General features: G+C 56.5%; 17 protein-coding genes. 8 read left to right on the top strand and 9 right to left on the bottom strand.

Annotated features, from left to right (window positions below; all coding sequences use genetic code 11):
* Positions 1–469: 469 nt before the first annotated feature.
* From A6070_RS05745 to A6070_RS05735, 3 genes are all read left to right on the top strand, one after another.
* Positions 470–2,869 (top strand): glycyl radical protein, encoded by a 2,400-nt coding sequence (locus tag A6070_RS05745; protein ID WP_072502026.1) that lies wholly within the window; start codon positions 470–472, stop codon positions 2,867–2,869.
* A 91-nt stretch (positions 2,870–2,960) separates the two neighbouring features.
* Positions 2,961–3,929 (top strand): glycyl-radical enzyme activating protein, encoded by a 969-nt coding sequence (locus A6070_RS05740; protein ID WP_072288152.1) that lies wholly within the window; start codon positions 2,961–2,963, stop codon positions 3,927–3,929.
* A 246-nt stretch (positions 3,930–4,175) separates the two neighbouring features.
* A complete protein-coding gene (locus A6070_RS05735; protein ID WP_072287445.1) occupies positions 4,176–4,385 on the top strand; it encodes a hypothetical protein in 210 nt (69 codons plus the stop codon).
* 66 nt (positions 4,386–4,451) lie between these two features.
* Here A6070_RS05735 and A6070_RS05730 read toward each other — a convergent pair whose 3' ends face one another.
* A complete protein-coding gene (locus A6070_RS05730; RefSeq protein WP_235605415.1) occupies positions 4,452–5,813 on the bottom strand; it encodes a radical SAM/SPASM family putative metalloenzyme maturase in 1,362 nt (453 codons plus the stop codon).
* Positions 5,814–6,010: 197 nt separating this feature from the next.
* Between A6070_RS05730 and A6070_RS05725 the strand changes: the two genes are divergently transcribed.
* Together A6070_RS05725 and A6070_RS05720 are read left to right on the top strand one after the other, a co-directional pair.
* Entirely contained in the window at positions 6,011–7,294 is a 1,284-nt protein-coding gene (locus tag A6070_RS05725; protein WP_072287444.1) for a M48 family metallopeptidase, read from the top strand.
* Entirely contained in the window at positions 7,287–7,913 is a 627-nt protein-coding gene (locus A6070_RS05720) for a class I SAM-dependent methyltransferase (protein ID WP_072287443.1), read from the top strand. Before A6070_RS05725 ends, A6070_RS05720 begins: the two co-directional genes overlap by 8 nt.
* Positions 7,914–8,035: 122 nt before the next feature.
* Here the strand turns inward: A6070_RS05720 and A6070_RS05715 are convergent, their stop codons facing one another.
* The 7 genes from A6070_RS05715 to A6070_RS05685 form a co-directional block, all read right to left on the bottom strand.
* On the bottom strand, positions 8,036–10,153 hold the full coding sequence (locus tag A6070_RS05715) for a bifunctional diguanylate cyclase/phosphodiesterase (RefSeq protein ID WP_072502024.1): 2,118 nt from the start codon (positions 10,151–10,153) through the stop codon (positions 8,036–8,038).
* Positions 10,144–11,928, bottom strand: a complete 1,785-nt coding sequence (locus A6070_RS05710) for a PAS domain-containing protein (RefSeq protein ID WP_072502022.1) — start codon at positions 11,926–11,928, stop codon at positions 10,144–10,146. Before A6070_RS05710 ends, A6070_RS05715 begins: the two co-directional genes overlap by 10 nt.
* A gap of 294 nt (positions 11,929–12,222) precedes the next feature.
* The gene (locus A6070_RS05705; RefSeq protein WP_407703135.1) at positions 12,223–12,873 is read right to left on the bottom strand and encodes a class I SAM-dependent methyltransferase; all 651 of its coding nucleotides are present in this window, start codon (positions 12,871–12,873) and stop codon (positions 12,223–12,225) included.
* Positions 12,874–13,165: 292 nt separating this feature from the next.
* Positions 13,166–14,239: a permease gene (locus A6070_RS05700; protein WP_072287440.1), complete on the bottom strand. Its 1,074-nt coding sequence runs from the start codon at positions 14,237–14,239 to the stop codon at positions 13,166–13,168.
* Between the two features lie 94 nt (positions 14,240–14,333).
* Positions 14,334–15,728 (bottom strand): heterodisulfide reductase-related iron-sulfur binding cluster, encoded by a 1,395-nt coding sequence (locus A6070_RS05695; RefSeq protein WP_072287439.1) that lies wholly within the window; start codon positions 15,726–15,728, stop codon positions 14,334–14,336.
* A gap of 66 nt (positions 15,729–15,794) precedes the next feature.
* Positions 15,795–16,133, bottom strand: a complete 339-nt coding sequence (locus A6070_RS05690) for an ArsR/SmtB family transcription factor (protein WP_072287438.1) — start codon at positions 16,131–16,133, stop codon at positions 15,795–15,797.
* Positions 16,130–16,546: an arsenate reductase ArsC gene (locus A6070_RS05685; protein ID WP_072287437.1), complete on the bottom strand. Its 417-nt coding sequence runs from the start codon at positions 16,544–16,546 to the stop codon at positions 16,130–16,132. Before A6070_RS05685 ends, A6070_RS05690 begins: the two co-directional genes overlap by 4 nt.
* 747 nt (positions 16,547–17,293) lie before the next feature.
* Here A6070_RS05685 and A6070_RS05680 point away from each other — a divergent pair.
* Together A6070_RS05680 and A6070_RS05675 are read left to right on the top strand one after the other, a co-directional pair.
* Positions 17,294–17,986, top strand: a complete 693-nt coding sequence (locus A6070_RS05680; RefSeq protein WP_158514029.1) for a PilZ domain-containing protein — start codon at positions 17,294–17,296, stop codon at positions 17,984–17,986.
* 337 nt (positions 17,987–18,323) lie between these two features.
* Positions 18,324–19,646: a penicillin-binding transpeptidase domain-containing protein gene (locus A6070_RS05675; RefSeq protein ID WP_072287435.1), complete on the top strand. Its 1,323-nt coding sequence runs from the start codon at positions 18,324–18,326 to the stop codon at positions 19,644–19,646.
* Here the strand turns inward: A6070_RS05675 and A6070_RS15545 are convergent.
* Positions 19,612–20,037: a hypothetical protein gene (locus tag A6070_RS15545; RefSeq protein WP_158515870.1), complete on the bottom strand. Its 426-nt coding sequence runs from the start codon at positions 20,035–20,037 to the stop codon at positions 19,612–19,614. The two genes, A6070_RS05675 and A6070_RS15545, sit on opposite strands and share 35 nt — an antisense overlap.
* Here A6070_RS15545 and A6070_RS15540 point away from each other — a divergent pair, their 5' ends adjacent.
* Positions 20,038–20,355, top strand: a complete 318-nt coding sequence (locus A6070_RS15540; RefSeq protein WP_158515869.1) for a hypothetical protein — start codon at positions 20,038–20,040, stop codon at positions 20,353–20,355.
* Positions 20,356–20,391: the final 36 nt, after the last annotated feature.

The raw sequence follows: 20,391 nt of genomic DNA, 5'->3' as shown, positions 1-20,391 counted from the left end.
TTGCGGCAACCATCGGCAACAGGGTGATCCTGAAAATCACTATATGGAGCGACAATATTGGCCTTTTGTAGCGATTGTGCACATGAAGCTTCTCGTTTACAAATAGACTACGCGCAAAAAACGACCCGATACACTTTCATCCGTCATGAACGTACGTCAACCGTTCACAAAAAAAGCAGTTTATTTTAATCGCTTTACTTTTAAAACATTCAGGAAAGGAAAACACCATGGCTCCGTGGTCTGTAGCACTCTGCTACATTGCTTCGGCGGCGGTATCATCGGCGCCGCTATCAGCCTGGTGGCACGCACGATGTGGAACCCGGTTCCACCCATATCGATCCTCCCGCGGGCGCCATCGCCGTGGGCACGCTGATTCTCAACCTGGCACACGGCTTTATCAAGTAACGGATCAATCAACCCGGCGGTCGTTAAAAAAACGCGATTACGACCACTCAAAAAAGGAGGCACCATGTCTACCAAGGTTAAAGTTGACCCCACCGTCGCTACCATGGGACCCAGCGAACGCGTCGAAAAAATCAAGGCAAGATTTTTGGCCACAACCCCGGAAATCTGCGCCGAACGCGCCAGACTGATCACCGAATCCTACAAGGAAACCGAAGGCCAGCCCATGAGCCTCCGCCGGGCCAGGGCTCTGGAGAAAATCCTCCTCGGCATGTCGATCTACATCGACGACGACGAACTGATCGTCGGCAACCAGTGCAGCATGCCCCGCTCCGCACCGATCTTCCCCGAGTTTTCCTGTGAATGGCTGGAAGCCGAACTTGATCGTCTGGCCAAGCGTACGGCGGACGTCTTCCTGATCAGCGAAGATGTGAAGAAAACCCTGCGTGAGGACGTTTTCCCCTACTGGAAGGGCAAAACCAACTACGAAATCGCCACTGCTCTGATGAAGCAGGAAGCCATTGACGCGGGCAACGCGGTGGCTTACACCGTCGGCAACTACTACTTCAACGGCGTCGGCCACATTTCCGCCAACTACGGCAAGGTCATGCGCGAAGGCCTTAACGCGGTCATCGCCGAAGCCGAGGCCGCTAAAGAAAACTTCGACTACGCCGACGCTCACCAGATGAAGTCCCTGCATTTTCTCGAGTCGACCATCATCGCCAACAAGGCCGTAATCGCCTTTGCCAATCGTTTTGCCGATGAGGCCGAGCGCCTTGCTGCAGCGCAAAAAGATGCGGCCCGCAAAGCCGAACTGCTCGAGATTGCCCGTATCTGCCGCAAGGTACCTGCCGAACCGGCGGAAACCTTTGCGGAAGCCGTACAGGCCTTCTGGTTCATCCACCTGGTCATTCAGATCGAGTCCAACGGGCACTCCATCTCGCCGATGCGCTTCGACCAGTACTGCTACCCCTTCTACCTGGCCAGCAAAGACTCCATGTCCGACCAGCAGGTCCAGGAAATGCTTGACCTTCTGTGGCTGAATTTCAACGGCCTGAACAAGGTCCGCGACGAAAACTCCACCATGGCTTTCGCAGGCTACCCGATGTTCATGAACATCATCGTCGGCGGCGTGGATCGTGAAGGCAAGGACGCTACCAACGAGCTGTCCCTGATGTTGCTGCAGTGTGCTGCCAACACCAAGCTCTACGCTCCGTCCCTGTCGATCCGCATCCATGAAGGAACTCCGGACGTACTGTACATGAAAGCCGCCGAAATCAGCCGCATGGGCCTGGGCGTACCGGCTTACTTCAACGACCGCACCATCATTCCGGCCCTGCTGTCCCGCGGCCTGACCCTGGAAGACGCCCGCGACTACGGTATCATCGGCTGCGTCGAGCCCCAGGTCGGCGGCAAGACCGAGGGCTGGCACGATGCCGCCTTCTTCAACATGGCTAAAATCGTCGAACTGACCCTCAACAACGGTTACGACAAGCGCACCGGCATGCAGGTCGGCCTCAAGACCGGTGACGTCACCGAAATGAAGAGTTTCGACGACGTCATGGCCGCCTACGCCAGGCAGATGGAATATTTCGTCGGTCTGATGTGCCACGCCGACAACATGGTCGATTTGGCCCATGGCCAGAATGTACCCCTGCCCTTCCTCTCCAGCCTGGTCGAAGACTGCATCGGCCGCGGCAAATCGCTGCAGGAAGGCGGCGCCATCTACAACTTCAGCGGCCCGCAGGGGGTCGGTGTTGCCAATGCCGGCGATTCTTTGACCGCCATCAAGAAGCTGTGCTTCGACGAAAAAGTCATCAGCCTGCCGGAACTCAAGGACATCCTCGACAAAGACTTCGAAGGCGCCGAAAACATCCGTCAGATGCTTGTCAACCGTGCCCCCAAGTACGGCAACGACGACGATTACGCCGATGAAATCGCCGTCGAATCGGCCAACATCTACTGCCGTGAAGTCAATAAGTACCGCAACCCCCGCGGCGGTCAGTTCCAACCCGGTCTCTACCCGGCATCGGCCAACGTGCCCTTCGGCGCCGTGGTCGGCGCGACTCCGGACGGGCGCAAGAGCGGCACCCCGCTGGCTGACGGTGTTTCCCCCATCGGCGGCGCGGACATCTCCGGCCCGACGGCGACGGTCAACTCGGTAGCCAAGCTGGACCATGAAGTCACCTCCAACGGCACCCTGCTCAACCAGAAGTTCCATCCCAATGCCGTCAAAGGCGAAGAGGGGCTGCGCAACCTCATCAACGTTACCGAAACCTACTTCAAAAACGGCGGTTTCCACGTCCAATACAACGTCATCGACCGCAGCACCCTGCTCGAAGCCCAGGACAAGCCGGAGGATTTCCGCGGTCTGGTAGTCCGCGTAGCTGGATACAGCGCCTTCTTCACCGCGCTGGACAAATCGCTGCAGGACGACATCATCTCCCGCACCGAACAGGTATTCTGATCAGCCTGACGGGTGGTGACACCGGGGGCCGGGTCCCAAGGATCCGGCCCCTCCCGGGAGAAGGAAACACCGAAAAACCTGGAGAATGACCATGAACTGGAGACAGAAGGTCCTGGATTTTGACAACATCGGTGATCGCGGAGAAGGCCTCAAGGGGCTGGTCTTCGACATTCAGAAGTTCGCCATTCACGATGGCGGCGGCATTCGCACCCTGGTTTTCCTCAAAGGCTGTCCGCTGTCATGTCCGTGGTGCTCGAACCCTGAATCCCTCGCCGGCAAGCCGGAAATTACGTTCGTCTGCAACAACTGCATCGGCTGCGGCAAATGCCTGGAAGTCTGTCCGGTCGACGCCATCAGGCAGGACGAATCGACTGGCAGGGGACTGATCATCGACCGGGACCGCTGCACCCTGTGCGGGCGATGCGCCAGGCATTGCTACGCCGGTGCCATCAACATCATCGGCCGCTACCTGTCGATCCAAGAGTTGATGGAGATGATCGAGCGGGATCGCAAATTCTACGAACAGAGCAACGGCGGCGTAACCTTTTCCGGCGGCGAACCGACGGCTCAGCCCGAATTCCTCAAGGCAGCCTTGAAGGAAACGCAACGCAGGGGCATCCACACCGCTATCGAAACCAGTTCATTCGTTAAGTGGCCAACCTATGCGTCGATTCTGGAGCACGTCGACCTGGTGCTGACCGACATCAAACACATGGACGACGCCGAACACAAGCGGCTCACCGGGGTTTCCAATATGGTCATTCTCGAAAATCTGCGCAACATCGCCGGCCTCGGCATCCCCGTCAAAATCCGCCTGCCGCTCATCCCCGGCTACAACGATTCGCGCGACAATCTCGAAGCCACCGCCGATTTCGTAAAAGGGCTGAACAACGTGCAATCCCTCGATATTTTGCCTTACCACCGGCTGGGCGAAATGAAATGGGGACAACTGGGGCAGAAATATGCTTTGGCGGGTATTGAAGCATTGACGCTTGAGGAAACGGAAGCCCACGGTCGGCTTTTCAGGGACCGGGGGATCAAGGTCTCCATTGGCGGATAACAACTACGTTGCATCCATCCGGGGTTTCCGGACGAAGACTTGCCGGGCGGCTAAGGAAAGGCCGACCATCAAACAGCTGTTGAGCGACCTGAGCGTGGCCGTCACTTTGTTTGCCGCCAGCCCTGTGCTTGCCGCCCTGTAGACGGCGAGGAGCGGGACAGTTAGGGCTACCAGCTGCAGGGTACCTGTAGCTGGGACAACCGCTTCGGCCAGACCAGGCCCGGTATCTGCTGCGGCGCCAACCGCATGGATAAAACCTCCGTCGAAAAAGCCGTCCGCGCTTCCACCGGCAATGGGGAACTCAAACAGCAGGATGTCATCACCATCGGGGTGTTTCATAACATCAACCCCCACCTCAAGCTTGTGTTGGAATACAACCGCGCCAACGTCGAATGGTTCAATGACGGCAGGCAGGAAGTGGACATCATCGCCCTGGGCACTTTCTTCATGTGGTAAAGGCGTCTGCAACGCAAAACGCCCGGTCGAAATGACCGGGCGTTTTGCGTTGCAATAAAATCGATATCAATCCTGCAGACACTGCAGCAACCCCATGGCCCACAGACAGGAACCACAGGGCTCGGGATTGGTGAAACAGTCCTGCTCGAAATCCTCCTCCTGCACCAGGTCGCAGGGCGCGACCCCGCAATTGGAGCAGTAGGGATAATCGAATTCGACCACGTGCTCGCGGAAAATGCGGAAGTCCTCACTGCGCCAGATATCGAGCAGCGGCTGCCGGTTGACGTTACCGAATACCTTCGGCTTGACCAGGCGATCCCAGTCATTGACCCAGCAGCGGTAATGATGCCACAGGTAATAACAGGGATGCACGTCACCGTTCCAGGAAATAAATGCGGACCCCTTGGTCACGAAGGGGCATTCCCGTTCGTAACGGGGTGTGACGACCGGCAGCTTGATTTCAATGCCCATCGCTGCGGCAACCTGCCGCGCTTCCTCGAAAACCTCCTGGACCGCGGAAACCATGGCCTCGTCACGCCGCAGCAGCTGCATGACATCCATGAAAATATCCTTTTTGCGCGCTTCGGCCCGCATGCGGCCGACCATCTGGTTGACCTTGCGCACCTGCGGATCGACGGTCCGGGGCAGAACCTGCTCTTTTTCCCAGACCATGTAATCGTAGGCCTTGATATCCAGCCCGTCAGCCTCCATTTGCCGCTTCCAGCGTTGGTAAATCTCGACAGCGGCGTCGATGGAATTGTCATAGGCGGTCTGGGCGATACCGGAAATATCGTAAGGCAGGGCGTGACTGACAATGACGAAATCGGCGCCGCGCTCAGCCACCCAGCGCACCGTATCGGGCAACTGGCGAAAATTTTCGCGCATGGCGACAAACTCGGCGCCGATCCTTAGCCGGCACTCCGATTGTCCTTGCCGGGCCTCGCGCAGCACGCGGAAGGCGCGATCCATGTCGCTCAGGTCCTCGCCTTTGCGCACTTTGCTGAAGGTCTCGGGCTTGACGCCATCCACCGAAAGGCAGATGCGATCCAGCCCCGCGTCGACCAGCTTGTCTGCCAGACTGCGATCCAGCATCAGGCCGTTGGACTGAAAACCGACCCATGCATTATCCGGCATTATCTGGCGGGCCCTGCGGATCCATTCGAGAATATGCGGATGCATCAGCGGCTCGCCGATGCCGTTGAGCACCAGCGATTCCAGGAAGGGAAACGCCGCTTCCAGAGCGGCAAAGGTCTGTTGCGACATATCGGCATCGACAACCTTGCTGTCCGCAGCCTGCTTGACGCACATGGGGCAGCGCAGATTGCAGAAAGTCGTACTCTCGACAAACAGTTTGCTCGGGTATTCACGCAGCGCGGGAGATGACGTGCTGGCCATGCCGCCCGCGGATCTGCTATCATGCATTTTCATGGTTCTCATCCTCCGAATCGACTGCTCTTTATGGATGAGCATAGCCGATACATAACAGAAAAACCTTGTCGTGCATCAAGGTTTGCGCGGTATTCATAGCATAAACGCCATCATGACAAAAGGGCAAACCGTCCCGGTTTTTTGCAGGAAACGTATACATCCCCCTTCGAAAAACAAGGCCCCGCAGGGAGTTTTTCATGAAATACCTGATTCTGAGCGCCTGGCTGCTGGTGGTCATGTGCGAGCAATGGCTGGAATGGCTCAACCTTCGTCACCAGCGGCGTCAGAGTGTGTTCGTACCGCCTGCCTTCACGAAGAACTTCGATACCGAAACCGTCAGGCAGACCCTTGCTTACGAAACGGATAAAAAACGTCTGGCTCTGGTCGCACAGGGTTTCATGGCGATGCTTTTTGCGGGGTTCATGTTTGGCGGCGGGATATCGCGCTACGATGGCTGGACCGGTTCGGTGACGGATTCTTTTATCCTGCGGGGCAGCCTGTTTTTCATCGGTCTGACAAGTGCATGGCTGCTGCTGGATCTGCCCTTTTCCTGGTGGCGGAATTTCCGCATTGAAGCCCGCTATGGATTCAATACCATGACGATGCGCCTGTGGCTGACCGATGCCCTCAAGGGCATGGCGCTGTCACTGCTGCTGTACGGGCTGCTGGCCGGCGGCTGCCTGTGGCTGGTGCAGAGCCGTCCGGACATATGGTGGCTGTGGGTCTGGAGCTTTGTCACCCTGTTCGGGCTGCTGTTGATGGTAATCGCACCCTATCTTATCGAACCGCTGTTTTTCAGCTTCGCACCCGTCCAGAACCCGGCGCTGGAACCGCGCATCCGACAACTGGCCGAGCAGGCCGGGATGCGCGCCGGACGCATTTTCCAGGTCGACGCGTCCAGGCGCAGCCGCCACGGCAACGCCTACTTTACCGGACTGGGTCGCCAGAAACGCATCATCCTGTTCGATACCCTGCTGGCACAGATGGATGACGATCAGGTTCTGGCGGTACTGGCGCATGAAATCGGCCACTGGAAACACCGTCACATAACCAGGCGCCTGCTGGGCGGCGCCCTTGTGTCGCTTGGCGGCCTGTTTCTGGCGTGGCTGCTGATCCGCTGGGGCGGCCTGCCGGCCCTGCTCGGTCTGGAAAAGGCATCCTTCCCGGCTCAGGTCGTGATTCTGTCCCTGCTCGCCGGCATCGCCAGCTTTTTCCTGGCGCCTGTCGGCAGCGCCCTGTCGCGTCGCCAGGAATGGCAGGCCGATCGCTTCGCCTGTCAACTCACCGGACGGCCCGCCGATTTGGCGGAAGCACTCGTCAAGCTCGCGCGGGAAAACCTTGCCGCGCTGCATCCGCATCCGCTGTATGTCCGTCTGCGGTTTTCCCATCCGCCGATCGTGGAGCGGGTCGCAGCCCTGCAAAAATTGGCCAGAGCTTCTGCTGAAAACAGATCGACCGCAAAGGAGTCCGTACATGACTGACGTAAAGGATTTTGACGCGCTGGCCACCGGTTGGGACGCCAACCCCCGGATCCGTGAAACGGCCCGCGTATTTGTCTCCCATATCCTGCAACACGTGCCCCTGCCGCCTCGTGCCGAAGCTCTTGAATTCGGCTGTGGTACCGGACAGGCCGGTTTGCAGCTCGCCTCCTTGCTGCATCGCATCGCCATGGTCGACGCCTCGGAAGGCATGCTGGCCGTGCTACGACAAAAAATCGACCACGCCGCCATCCGCAATCTCCACATCCATTGTGGCGATTTTTTGCGCATGGACTTTGGATTACGGCAGTTCGATCTGATCTACAGCCTGATGGCCATGCATCACGTGCAGGATATACCGGCAATCCTTGCGCACACATTCGCGCTGCTCAAACCGGGGGGATTTTTCTGCGTGGGAGACCTGGAACCGGAGAACGGTTCCTTTCACGGCGGGAGCATGGACGTTCAGCGGGGTTTCGACCCTCGGCTGCTGGGAAACCAACTGCGATCGTGCGGTTTTGCAGACGTCTATGCAAAGCGCATGATGGTCATTGAAAAAGCCGACGCCAGGGGAATCCCCAAAACCTATCCGCTGTTTTTCATGATGGCCCAAAAACCCTGACAAACCGGTGATATACGCTGGCTGCGATCATGCTCCGGGTCCGGTTTGCCCGTCATCCCGGGCTTCCCGGCAGCCATCTGCGCCGGCCAATGGAACCGGGCCTGCTTCGAATGTATTGCCGTTTACACGCCGGGAATCCAGGGGTCGAGCTTGTCATGCCCCCCTTCAACCAGTTGCGCGAGCGCATCGGCCACCAGCGGTCGGCTGCAAAGATATCCCTGGTAGCGATCGCAGCCATGGGCCCGCAGAAAGGCAAGCTGCTCTGCTGTTTCCACCCCTTCCGCAACGGTCTGCAGACCAAGGCTGCGAGCCATCTGGATGGTGGCAAGGACAATAGCCGCATCGCCCGGATCACTGCATACGTCCCGTACGAAGCTGCGGTCGATCTTGATTTCATCGACGGCATAACGCTTGAGATAGCTGAGGCTGGAATAACCGGTGCCGAAATCGTCCAGCGCAATGCGCACACCCATCTTTTTCAGTGTCAGCAGCGTGTGGTGGACACGCTCATCTTCTTCCATGAAAATACTTTCCGTCAGTTCCAGATTCAGAAGACCGGGATGAATGCCCCGGGCTTTCAGAATAGCCTCGGTGCGACCGGCGAAATCCTCCTGAAAAATCTGCACCGGCGAAAGATTTACCGCCATGGTGAGGTCCGTCAACCCCGCTTGCCGCCAAAATCGCAGTTGACGGCAGGCCTCTTCAAGTATCCATTCCCCCAAAGGTACGATCAACCCCGAATCCTCCGCAACCGGTATAAAGCTGTCGGGCGGTATCAGCCCCCGTTCAGGATGCCGGAAGCGCAACAGGGCCTCGACCCCCTCGATGCGGCCCGTGAGGATATCGACCTGAGGCTGATAGTGAAGGAAAAACGCCTTGTGTTCCAGAGCGTTCCGCAGGCTGTTTTCCAGATCGAGGCGAGCCCGGATTTTCTGATCCATCTCGCCATGAAAGAACATGAACTTGTCGCGCCCCTTTTCCTTGGCGGCGTACATGGCGGTATCCGTTTTCCGGAACAGGGTATCGAAATCCTCTCCGTCCTCGGGGAAAAACCCGATGCCCATGCTGGCGGAAATGCGCACGGTGTGCCCTTCGAGAGAAAACGGCCGCGTCAGCGCCCCCAGGACTTTATCGGCGATCCTGACCGTATCCTGCGGCCGCTCAAGATCGGTCAGCAGTACCAGGAACTCATCTCCCCCGAGCCGCGAGATAACATCCGCCCGGCGCAGGCACTCCTCCAGACGCCGCGCCACCTGAACCAGGAGCATGTCTCCCAAAGCATGCCCCAGCGCGTCGTTGACCGATTTGAATTTATCCAGATCGATCAGGCAAAGCGCCAGATGACGCTTTGCCCTCTGCGCACGGGAAGCCTCCTGAGCAAACCGCTCGCGCAGCAGCGTCCGGTTACCCAGGCCGGTCAATTGATCGTAATGGGCAAGACACAGAATGTGTTCCCTGGCTCGTTTCTGTTCGGTAATGTCCATGAACAGCGCAACGGTGTTTTCGATCCGACCGGAGACATCGTGCAACGGTGCGGTAAACAGCAGCATGTCGAGCAGCCGGCCATCGCGGCGGCGACGCTGGATTTCCACGCCCCGCAGGGAATTCCCGGATTTGGCGGAGGCCAGATTGCGATGGAACTCCCCCTGCTTTTCCTTGGGGACAAAGGGCGGCTCCTTACCGAGAGACTCCTTCTCCGACCACCCGAAAACCGTCTCGGCGGCCGCATTCCAGAACAACACACGGCCTTCGAGATCGTTGATGATCACCGGCAGGGGTGTGGCCTGAAAAACAGCGGTCAGTGTCGCGGAAGTTTTCTGCAGGCGTTCCTCGGCCTTTTTCCGGGCCATTTCCTTATCGAAGGTATTCAGCGCGAAGGTGATATCACCGGCCATCTCCTCGAGCACCGCAACCATGTCTTTTCCGAAAAAGTCATCCGTGGTGGAATACAGATTCAAGGTGCCGAAAATGCTGTCTCCCCGGTAAAGCGGAAACAGACCAAAAGAACCGATGCCGCAGCGACGGAGTACACCCTTGACACGCTCATCGGATGCCCCCGCAGCGGCCTGATTGCAGATCACGGAACCTCCGGAAAGCAACGTCCGCGGAGCCTCTTTACGGCCTCCGAACTCATGCAGGGTATGCTCGGGGATCACGTCAAGCAAGGCGGGATCGGCACCGCAGGAAGCAGCAACGGAACAATTCTCCCCATGCGGTGCAAAAACGGTTATCAGGGCCATGCACAGCCCCCCAGTTCCACGGCAATATTGCAGATATCCTCAAACAGCGCCTGCTTGTCTACGTGCCGGACAATCGCCTGGTTGGTCTGACTAAGGACATTGTAAAGCCGGGTAAGGTTCTGGATACGCTGCTCGGCGTGCTTGCGCTCGCTGATGTCGCGAATGATCGATTGGCACCAGACGCGTCCGTCAGCTTCCACCCTCCGGGCGCTGACCTCCACCGGAAAACAGCTGCCGTCCGCCCGCCGGTGAACGGTATCGAACAGCACCCCGCCATCGTAAGCATCCTTCCACCTCGCATCGAAATCGCCCAGCGTATCCGGAGCCCGCAGTTCGCGGACGTGCTTCCCGATCAGTTCTTCGCGAGGGTAACCGTAACTGCTGATGGCGCGGTCGTTGGCCTCGACGACCGTGCCCTCGCCATCGAGCAGCAGAATGATATCGTTGGCAAACCGGGTCAAATACTCCAGGTGCTTGCGCAGCGCCTGCCTCTGCAGTTGTTCCCGGAGTCTGGCCACGGCGAACCCCGCCATCTGCTGTCGCCACCACAGCACGATGCCGGCGGCCGAAGCCGCAATCAGAAACAGCACCGCCATGCCTGAAGCGGCACCGAGACGCTTGAGAGGTCGCTCGACTTCGACACGGTTGACCTTGGCCAGAACCAGCCAATCCGAATCGGGCACTTTTTCCAGCACGGCGAGAACCGGCATACCGTGGTGATCCACAATATCCGCCTGCCCTTGCCGCAAAGCACGCAAAAAAAACGAATGGAAAGACTCGCCTTGTTGGTCAGGGTTGACAACAGGTCCCCGGCCAGCATCCCTCGACAGCGGAACCCCCAGCGGAACCGCGCCCGCCTCACGCTGAACCAGGAAAGTTTCGGCGCCTTGAATATCGGCGGGCAACCATTGGGGATCGGGAAACAGCTCGTTTTCGAGAGCCATGCGAAAAACGAGAGCACCGAAAACTTCCGCACCGGAAGCAACCTCGGCATGCAACGGCACAACGAAATCGACAACCTGCGGACATCCGTCTTGCGGAACATATGCGGCCGAAAAAATCGGACGACCCTGCTGCAGGGCTTTTTTCAGCAACGCATTTCCGGTAAAAACCGCTTCATGGTCCGATCTTCCAACCCGCAGAACGCCTCGGCTGTCAAACAGCAGCAGGGCATGGTACCCGTACGCCTTGCGAAAGGCATCCAGCCTGCGGAGGATACGCTCCGGGGCCGCGGTTCTACCTGCGGGATCCGCCAGCCACGCCCTGAATGACGCCATGACAACCGGATCGTAGGTAATGGTCCGGGCATCCCCCAGCCGCTCCTTGCGCCACGCATCGACCTGCCGGGCCTTCAAGCCGGCCACATTACGCAATGCGGTGCGGGCATTGGCACGCACGGTCCGCGATGCCTGCAGATAGACAGCGGCCCCGGACGCGGCAAGCACCAGGATCATGACCAGAAATATTCCCAGCGGCGCCCAGGGACGAAGGTAACTGGTGGAAGAAAGACCTTTACGGTCCGGGGAGTCCGCGGAAGCACCGTCCAAAAGCGCCGCCGCGACCGTACCTTTTGCGGCATTGCTGCGCATGGCCACGTAGAAAAAGACGGCGGTCCCCAGCACAAACACCAGCCCCTTGACCGTTTGCCACACAATAATTGAGTCAAAGCCGGAAGAAAACCGCCCCAGAAAAAAATCCGTTCCGAGAATCCAGGCGGAGCCGAGAAGAAGATAAAGGCCGATGGTCAGCGCTATGTTTTTTCGTGCTGCGGACATGTGACCTTTTCAAAAGAGGAAGCAGATCAATTTCCAGTGGCAACCACAGCGGAGTCCCATAACGATCCAAAAACCGCGACTGAACCATGTAGAACCATCAAACTTCGTTCAATAATAAATGCTACACGACAACAAATCAAACATCGGCGCAAGCTTTTTCCCGCATTCACGAGACCACCATCATGGACAATGCTAACGAAAGCAGATCCATTGGCGGATTTAAGGCAAGGCTGGCGATGCCTGTTGATGAACACCGCTGAGGTGCAAAGGGACCACCTCGGAAGGGAAAGTGGTTCATGTAAAAGCGGAAGACAGGGGTTTGTGCAGCAGGATGACATCCTGGCCAATGAAAAAAATGTCGCAACCGGCCTGCTCCGCCCACCAGGCCAGGGTCCGGCTGGAAAAAAAACAGACATGGGTGGGATCCCGTCTGTAATGCCAGGTGGCGAAGGCCGCCCGGTCGCATATCAGCTTGGTCATCAGGCCCAGCCAGCCACCGGGCCGCAGCAAACCATGAAGTTGCGCAAGGACCGCACCGGGCCGATAGAGATGTTCCGCCACCTCGCTGGCGGTAATGAAGTCGTAACGCCCCTGCAGCACTCCACTGTCCGCCGCATAATAGGGATCGTAGAGAGCCATGTCATACCCCGCCTCGGCGAACATCAGCGACAGGGTCGGCCCGGGCCCGCTGCCAAAGTCCAATCCCCGCGCCGGGACCGGGACACGCTCTCGCATCGGTTCGAACAACCGCGACAGAAAGCGGCGGTAGCCCCTATCAGACGGATCGTTTTCATGCAGGTCATAGTGGGCTTTTTCCTCAGCCGGAGACAGACGGTCCGCTGGCGGAACAAACACAAGATCGCAACGGCGGCACTGACGGTAGGAACGGCGCTCGTCCCGATGGTAAAAATCAGTGTGCCCATGGCGGCACAGCGGGCAGTCTATCGACAATGGATACTCCGCAGAGGGAAAATGAACGCCTTTTGGCATACTATCGTATCGATCCGAAAACTGCGGATAAACACAGCATGGTTTCCGTACGGGAAGCAAGAAATTTATCTAGTATCCATCCGGAAACTCCGGACGGATACAGCGTAGTTTTCATATGGGAAACGAGCAATTTTTCGTTGTGGCAAGGAAATCAAGGGGTTGCGCGGAGGCGTACATCGGTACGCCGCACAAGCAAGCCTGCGGATTGACGCCGCCACGGCGGAAAAGGGCCGTTTCCGGATGGAAACTAAATGACAAGATTGAACAGGTAACCGACGAGCAGGATACCCACTCCGACGACGCCAATGAAGGTTGCGATGAGCCTCGGTTTGAGGACCTTGCGCAAAATCACCATCTCGGGGAAGGACAGAGCGATGACGCTCATCATAAAGGCCAGCACCGTACCCAGCGCGGCGCCCTTGCCGAGCAGCGCTTCGACCACCGGAATCATGCCGGCGGCGTTGGTGTACATGGGGATGCCGATCAACACAGAAACCGGCACCGACCACCAGGCGCTCTTGCCCATGATACCGGCCATGAAGTTTTCCGGCACGAAGCCGTGAATAGCAGCCCCGGCCAGAATGCCGATGACCACATACAGCCACACCCTGCCGACGATGTCCCGCACGGCGTCGAGGCCGAAACCGACCCGCTCTTCCCAGGTCATGGTCGTGTCAGGTGTTGCCGCGGCGTTGGCATGCATTTCCCGCACCCAGTCTTCCACATGACTTTCCAGTTTCAAGCGTCCGATGGTCCAGCCCGCTACCGTGGCGATGACGATGCCGGTAACGAAATACAGGGTGGCCACCTTCCAACCCAGCAGGCCGAACAGCAGCACCAGGGCAATTTCGTTGACCATCGGGGCGGAGATAAGGAAGGAAAAGGTTACCCCCAGCGGAATGCCGGCGGTGACGAATCCGATAAACAGGGGAACTGCCGAACAGGAGCAAAAGGGCGTTATCACACCAAGAAGGGCAGCCAGCACATTCCCGGTGCTTTCGCGCCTGCCGGCGAGGATTTTGCGCGTCCATTCCGGCGTGATGAAGCTGCGCAATATGCCGACGCCAAATACGACCAGAACCAGAAGCATCAACACCTTGGGGGTATCGTACAGGAAGAATTCCACCGCCGATCCCAAATGCGATTCCGCCCGCAACCCGAACAGGTCATAAGTCAGGAAACGTGAAAGGGGTAAAAGCTGGCGATAGAGCATGAACCATGCGACCAGCAACAGGCCGATTTTAATGCCGAGAAATTTACTGAAAAAATTGTTTGAAAGCGTGTCTTCGGTTACCGGAGACGCGCCGGATTGATTGTTCATGGATGAATCTCCTTCGGGTTTTGCACCGGGGTCTTTAAAATTTGGGCAAACGAAATGCGTACCCCTCGCCCCGGCTTGTATTGACGTATCGCTCTTATTCAGAGGATGCGCTACCACCATAGGCCATCGCCAGCACTTCGACCGGATGGTAAACGGGATATGGCAGGCAGTGCTTGAACTGCAAACGGCAACTCATGCAGTCCGTGACGATCGCCTGCGGATTATGAGCGTGAAATTTTTTCATCAGCGGTTCGCCCAGATCCAGCGACTTTTCATGGAAATGCTCTTTGAAGCCGAAAACCCCGCCCATGCCGCAACAGTCGTAATCGCTGCCGACGGCCTCGATGTCCAATTCCGGAATCAGTTTCAAAAGATCGAGGTAGGGACGCCCCATTTTCTGCTCCCGCAGATGGCAGGGAGCAAAATAGGCCATACGTTTCGGGATCGGTGCAAAATCGGTGGCGAGTTTGCCTTTATCGAGGAGATTTTTCAGGTAAACGCCGAAATCGAAAAGATGATCAGCCAGTTCAATCCGCGCCATGGGATCGATGCTGGCAAAATAGCCGTCATCCTTCAGGAGATGATGATACATGTTCTTTTTCAGATGCCAGAACTGCCCTTCTCCCTTTTCCGGGGCGGGCACCTTGAATTCATCGTCGGCCGCGTTCACCGATTTCTGAAATGTTTCTGAATAATAGGCTTTTTCCTTGAGCAGTTTTTTCAGAAAAAAACCGCAGGTGGGACAGGAATAAATCAGGTCGTTGCCGGCTTGACAGGTTTCGAGTAATTTTTTCATGTTGGCCTCGGCCAACTCCAGGGTACGTTTTCGGTCCCCTTCTGCCAGAAACGGCATGCCGCAGCACTGTTGGGGCGGGACAAACACCGTCGCTCCGTTGTGTTCCAGGATCTCCACCACGCTGCGCCCGATGGCGGGAAACAGATAGCCGGCGGTGCATCCGGCAAAGTAGGCAACCTGATGATTGCCTGATCGCTGCCGGTCCAGTCCCCGGCGCTTTGCCCACTGGAAGAAATTCTCCTTTGGAAAAGAAGGCAAATCCCGATCGGGGTGCAGGCGGAGGGCTTTACGCAGCAGGGGGCCGGAGACCTTGTTCGATTGCAGCGCCTTGACCAGATCGGGAAAAGCACCACACAGCCGGGCCATGCGCGGAACATCGTTGAGCAACCGGGTCGCCAGCGGCATCCCTTCCCGTTCGATAAAGCGGCTCTTGGCCTCCATGACATCCATGGGGATTTTCTGGCAGGGGCACAGCCCGCAGAGAGTGCAGAGTTCGGCCAGATAGCGGAGCTGTTCTTCCGTTATGGGTATGCCATCCTCATGCTCTTGGTCCCAGAGCTTGTAAAGCTCGAGAAAAAAGGCGCAATCTTCTTCCATCATGGTGCGGCAGGTATCGCAATCGGCACACAGTCGCATGACATCGCGAAGGATTTTTTGCGGGGTCTGTTTGTTCTTCTCGTCCGGGCTGTCCATCGTTTCACCTTTCTCCCATGGGGGACAATCTATATCCCTTTTTTCGGATATATTGACCGAAAATATTTATGAGCAGTACCTTTTTTCCATGGAATCCAGAAGATTTTTGCGCGCCATGGCTCCTTCCCGGGTATTCGGAAGGTGACTTTCAAGCATGTCCAGCAACTGGTCCACCAGAGTGTCGTGCCCCTTGGCCAGGGAATAAAGAACCCAGGTTCCGTCACGACGGTCTTCCAGCAGGCCGGCGTTTTTTAAAACGGCCAGATGGCGTGAGACTGTCGATTGCGGCAGGTCAAGAACCTGCATGATCTTGCACACGCACACCTCGCCTTCGAGGAGAAGGCAGATAATCTGCAACCGTGTCCGATGCGCCAATGCCTTGAATAGATCCGTCGTTTGCTTCAATTTAACTCGCTTTTAAAAAATTCAGCCAACTTTTCCCGAATTTCATCACGCACCCGCCGGTAGACGGCAAGCACATCTTCGCTGCTTCCGGTGGCTTTGGGAGGGTCGTCAAACCCCATGTGCAACCGTTTGACTCCGCCCATGAAGAGCGGGCATTTTTCATTGGCGTCGCCGCACAGCGTGATAACGTAATCGAAACTCTGGCCATCATATTTATTGAGATGATCCGAGGTTTGCGTGGTGATGTCGATACCGGTTTCGGCCATCACCTGCACCGCCTTTGGGTTCAGGCCATGCGGCTCGGTTCCGGCTGAAAACGCTTTGATTTTCCCTGCAAAATCATGATTGACCAATCCTTCGGCCATCTGGCTGCGACAGGAATTTCCAGTGCAAACAAACAAAACGCGCTTCATGAAATCTCCGGAGGTTCGCTGAAAAACATTGCCTGCCCTTTTCTGACAATGTTGCTGCAATGATGCATCCTCATAAAACCCTTTGGCCTTGCCCTGTTCGATACGACCGGCGGGTAAAATATCCGCGGATCTTTACCCTCGAAGGCATGGAGCAACCATATAATATCCTTATATCCGGTTTTTGGGATTTATTCAAGCACAAATCACATACCTGGAGGAAGAACGCCTGTCCCATTGACTAAAACAGCATGGCCCAAAGTCTCCGCAATCCGCGCGACTGCGCTTTCTTCCGTCAGCGGAGCAAAAGAATCTGTACACGTCGGATCAAGATGGGTTATCAATATCCGTCCAGAAACTCCGGATGGATACCATCCATAGTCGCCTGCTTTGCCCTGCTTAATAACACTGACCCTTGACACCTCTTACGGATGTTCAGAACCGGGTCTTGAAAAATCTGCTATCATAAAGGGCATGACAGCGTGGAAATGTGACATTATGTCTTTTCCCGACTTTTTTATATAAAACATGAACTCTCTGGTATCCATCTGGAAACTCCGGATGGATACAGGTTAGTTTTCATATGGGAATCGAGCAATTTTTCGTTGTGGCAAGGAAATCAAGGGGTTGCGCGGAGGCGTACATCGGTACGCCGCACAAGCAAGCCTGCGGATTGACGCCGCCACGGCGGAAAAGAGCCGTTTCCGGATGAAAACTCTCTGGTTTTTCAACCCCGGACAAATCGGATCCATGAACAAAGTTCTCATCATTTCAACCAATGCAAAGGCAACGGAGGCCTACCGCAAGGCGGTATCGACTTTGGGTTCGGAGTGTGAAGTCGCCAAAAGCATCGAGGAAATGCAGCAGATCCTACGGAACAGGCCCTTTAACGGCTTGATTCTGGATGTATTGACAGCGGTACGCGCGCCCCACAAGGACAAACCGACAATCCAGCGGTTTTCAGAAATCTATCCGACGTTTCGTGCGCGATGGGATGAAAAAAACCGTAAAATCCGCGGCATGGTCCTGGGACGCAGTCTGGACAAGGCCGACCCTCTGGGAGCCTTTCTGGAAATGTTCTGCCGTCACCGCCCTGCGCGGGTATGCCGGGTCACGCCCCGATATCGAATCCATTTCAACGTTTTGTTGAGCAGGGACGCGAATTGCGCCGAGGCGCAGGCGGAAAAAACCGTCACCCTCGACATCTCTCGGGGAGGCTGCTTTTTAATATCAAATCAAGACTGGCAGGGCACGAAAACGGCCTGGGTGCGCTTCAGGGACATACCCCGGATTCCGCCGGTGCAGGTTGAAATACGCCATTTCTGTGCCTGGGGACATGCCATGCAGGTGCCGGGAATCGGTGTGGAATTCCAGCAGATGGATCCGCTGCATCTGGAAACTATCTGCAGACATTTCCCGATATCCACGGCAACGGACTTATGAAAAGAGCCGATACGCTTTTTACCGGAACCGGAAGCCCGGGACATTGCCTGCAGCGCTGGAAGCTACTGAAAAAGAAAAGTAAGTGGTTGGCCAAATGGCATATAAATGCTATTGTGCGCCGTTGAAAAACCCATGGTTCGAAAAGCGCGGGCGGCATGCATGCGCCCATTCATCCAATGATCAACATGGCCGATTCAGGGCATGTCACATATAAACTATGCGTAAAAAAAATTCATTACCATCGGATGGTCCGGGCGGTTGGCGAGGTTTTCAGTCCGGGTTGCAGAATCAAGGCGGAATGCGGCTGAACGTACGCAGGAATCCACAGGTTGGGTCATTGCGCAAACGTCGCATCGGCAGAAAAATCTGCGCCTTCGCCCTTATGTTTTCCGCGGGAGTGTTCGGCTGCCAGTCGCTGATCAAGAGTGACGTGGCCAAAAACATGGTAACTGCTACCGCAGCGGCGCCCGTGCCGCAAAGTGCCCCGGCAATCTCCGGCAAAAACGATATTCGCAGACTGCTGGACCGGCAGTCTTTTGACAATCTGACCGATGGACGTCTGCAACTGCACCTCGGTCAGCAGACCCTGCAGATCGAGACCAGCCTGGACCAGGACCTGCAGAATTACCTGCTGTCCAACATGGACCGCAAAAATTCCCGGGATATCGGCATCGTGGTCATGGATGCCGACACCGGCCGCATCCTTGCCATGGCGGGCTATGACAAGACCGGAACCGCCGGCAATCCCTGCCTGCGCAGCAACTTCCCGGCCGCGAGCATTTTCAAGATCGTAACCGCGGCTTCGGCGGTAGACATTTGTAACTACTCCGCCGATTCAACCATGCGTTTCAATGGCTACAAACATACCCTTTACAAGCAGCAACTTACCCAAAAGGTCAACAAGCACACCAACACGGTTTCCTTCAAAGAAGCCTTTGCACAATCAATCAACCCGGTTTTCGGGAAACTCGGGGAGCACAGTCTGGGAAAAACGGTCCTGGCGAGAACCGCCGAAACGTTCCGGTTCAATGAAACCATCGACTTTGACATGACCCTGCAGCCGAGTCACTTCCAGATCACCGACGATCCTTACAACTGGGCTGAAATCGCCAGCGGCTTCAACCGCGATACCACCATTTCCCCACTGCACGGGGCGATCATGGTATCCGCGGTCCTGAATCAGGGGCGTAGCGTGAAGCCATCCCTTGTCGATCGCATACTCGACAGTAAAGGCAATCTTCTCTATCAGGGCAGGCAATCCCCCGATTGTCAGATCATGTCCCCGAAAGCGGCGGCGGTTCTCGGCCAGATGATGGAAGCCACCATCACCTCGGGCACGGCCCGCAAATCATTCCAGGGCCACGATAAGGACGAGACCCTGTCACAGCTTCAGATCGGTGGCAAAACCGGGTCGATGGACAACCAGACCCACGACATCCGCTATGACTGGTTCGTCGGTTTTGCCAGAGCGCTGAGCGGCAAGGCCAATCTGGCCGTCGCCGTCCTCGTGGCCCACGAGGATTACATCGGCACCCGCGCCGGCCAATATGCGCGCATGGCGATGACTCAATATTTCAAGAAAATGTTCAGCACCGCCGCGGATCGATCCGCCACCGCCGGCATCCTCAAACATGCTGAAACGGCAGGGAATCAGCCGTAACGCAATGCCTTTGCATGGTTTCGCATGTGGAAAGGTAATTCTCATGAGCTGCTGAAAGCAGATTTTCATCGAGAACAATGGTGGTGTAATCGGATTTTTGGGAAAGAATCTTCCCGGCCTTGATGTTGGCGGAAGGGTCGCCGTGCTTTTCCTGCCCGGTGTATCTGAACGTGGAGTAGGTTGACTGCAGCTTTGCCTCCAGATCCAGCCAGGCCGACAGTGCCTCCAGCAGCCTCCCGGGGCGCTGGATCATATCCCCGGATTCGATAAAAAATCCCGGGATCTTTGTCCGTTTTGCGTAATTGCCAAGGGTTTGCAGCCGTTGATTGTAATAGCTGAAAACCGCAACCGGATCGGTATGCCAGGCTACATTTTTCAGCGTATGGCCCATATGGATAATGCTTTTTACCGCTTCGGCCGGCGGCCTGAGCAGGAATATTTTTTTGATATGGGGATGGTCGCATATGCTGGGGGAAAGGATTTGCGCATCGTGCAGCATTTTATCCAGCGCAAATCGTCCGACAGGGCTTTTTTCCCCACGCTGCTGGAGCTGGTGCCGCAGCCAGAGAAGATCAACAGGAGTTTCATAGGACTGGTGCATCTCGGCATAACCGCAAATACGGGGATGACTGCCAAGAATATGCGAGAGCAGCGTCGACCGGCTTCGCATGTGGCTCAGAATGAATACATAGTCCTTTCTGCCCCATAAAACCCAGGGATGCCGTAAACTCTTACAGACAAGTTT

Source organism: Syntrophotalea acetylenica (assembly GCF_001888165.1).
GTDB classification, from domain to species: domain Bacteria; phylum Desulfobacterota; class Desulfuromonadia; order Desulfuromonadales; family Syntrophotaleaceae; genus Syntrophotalea; species Syntrophotalea acetylenica.
Note: the sequence above shows the minus strand (reverse complement) of the source record. Positions and strands in the feature narration are given on the sequence as shown.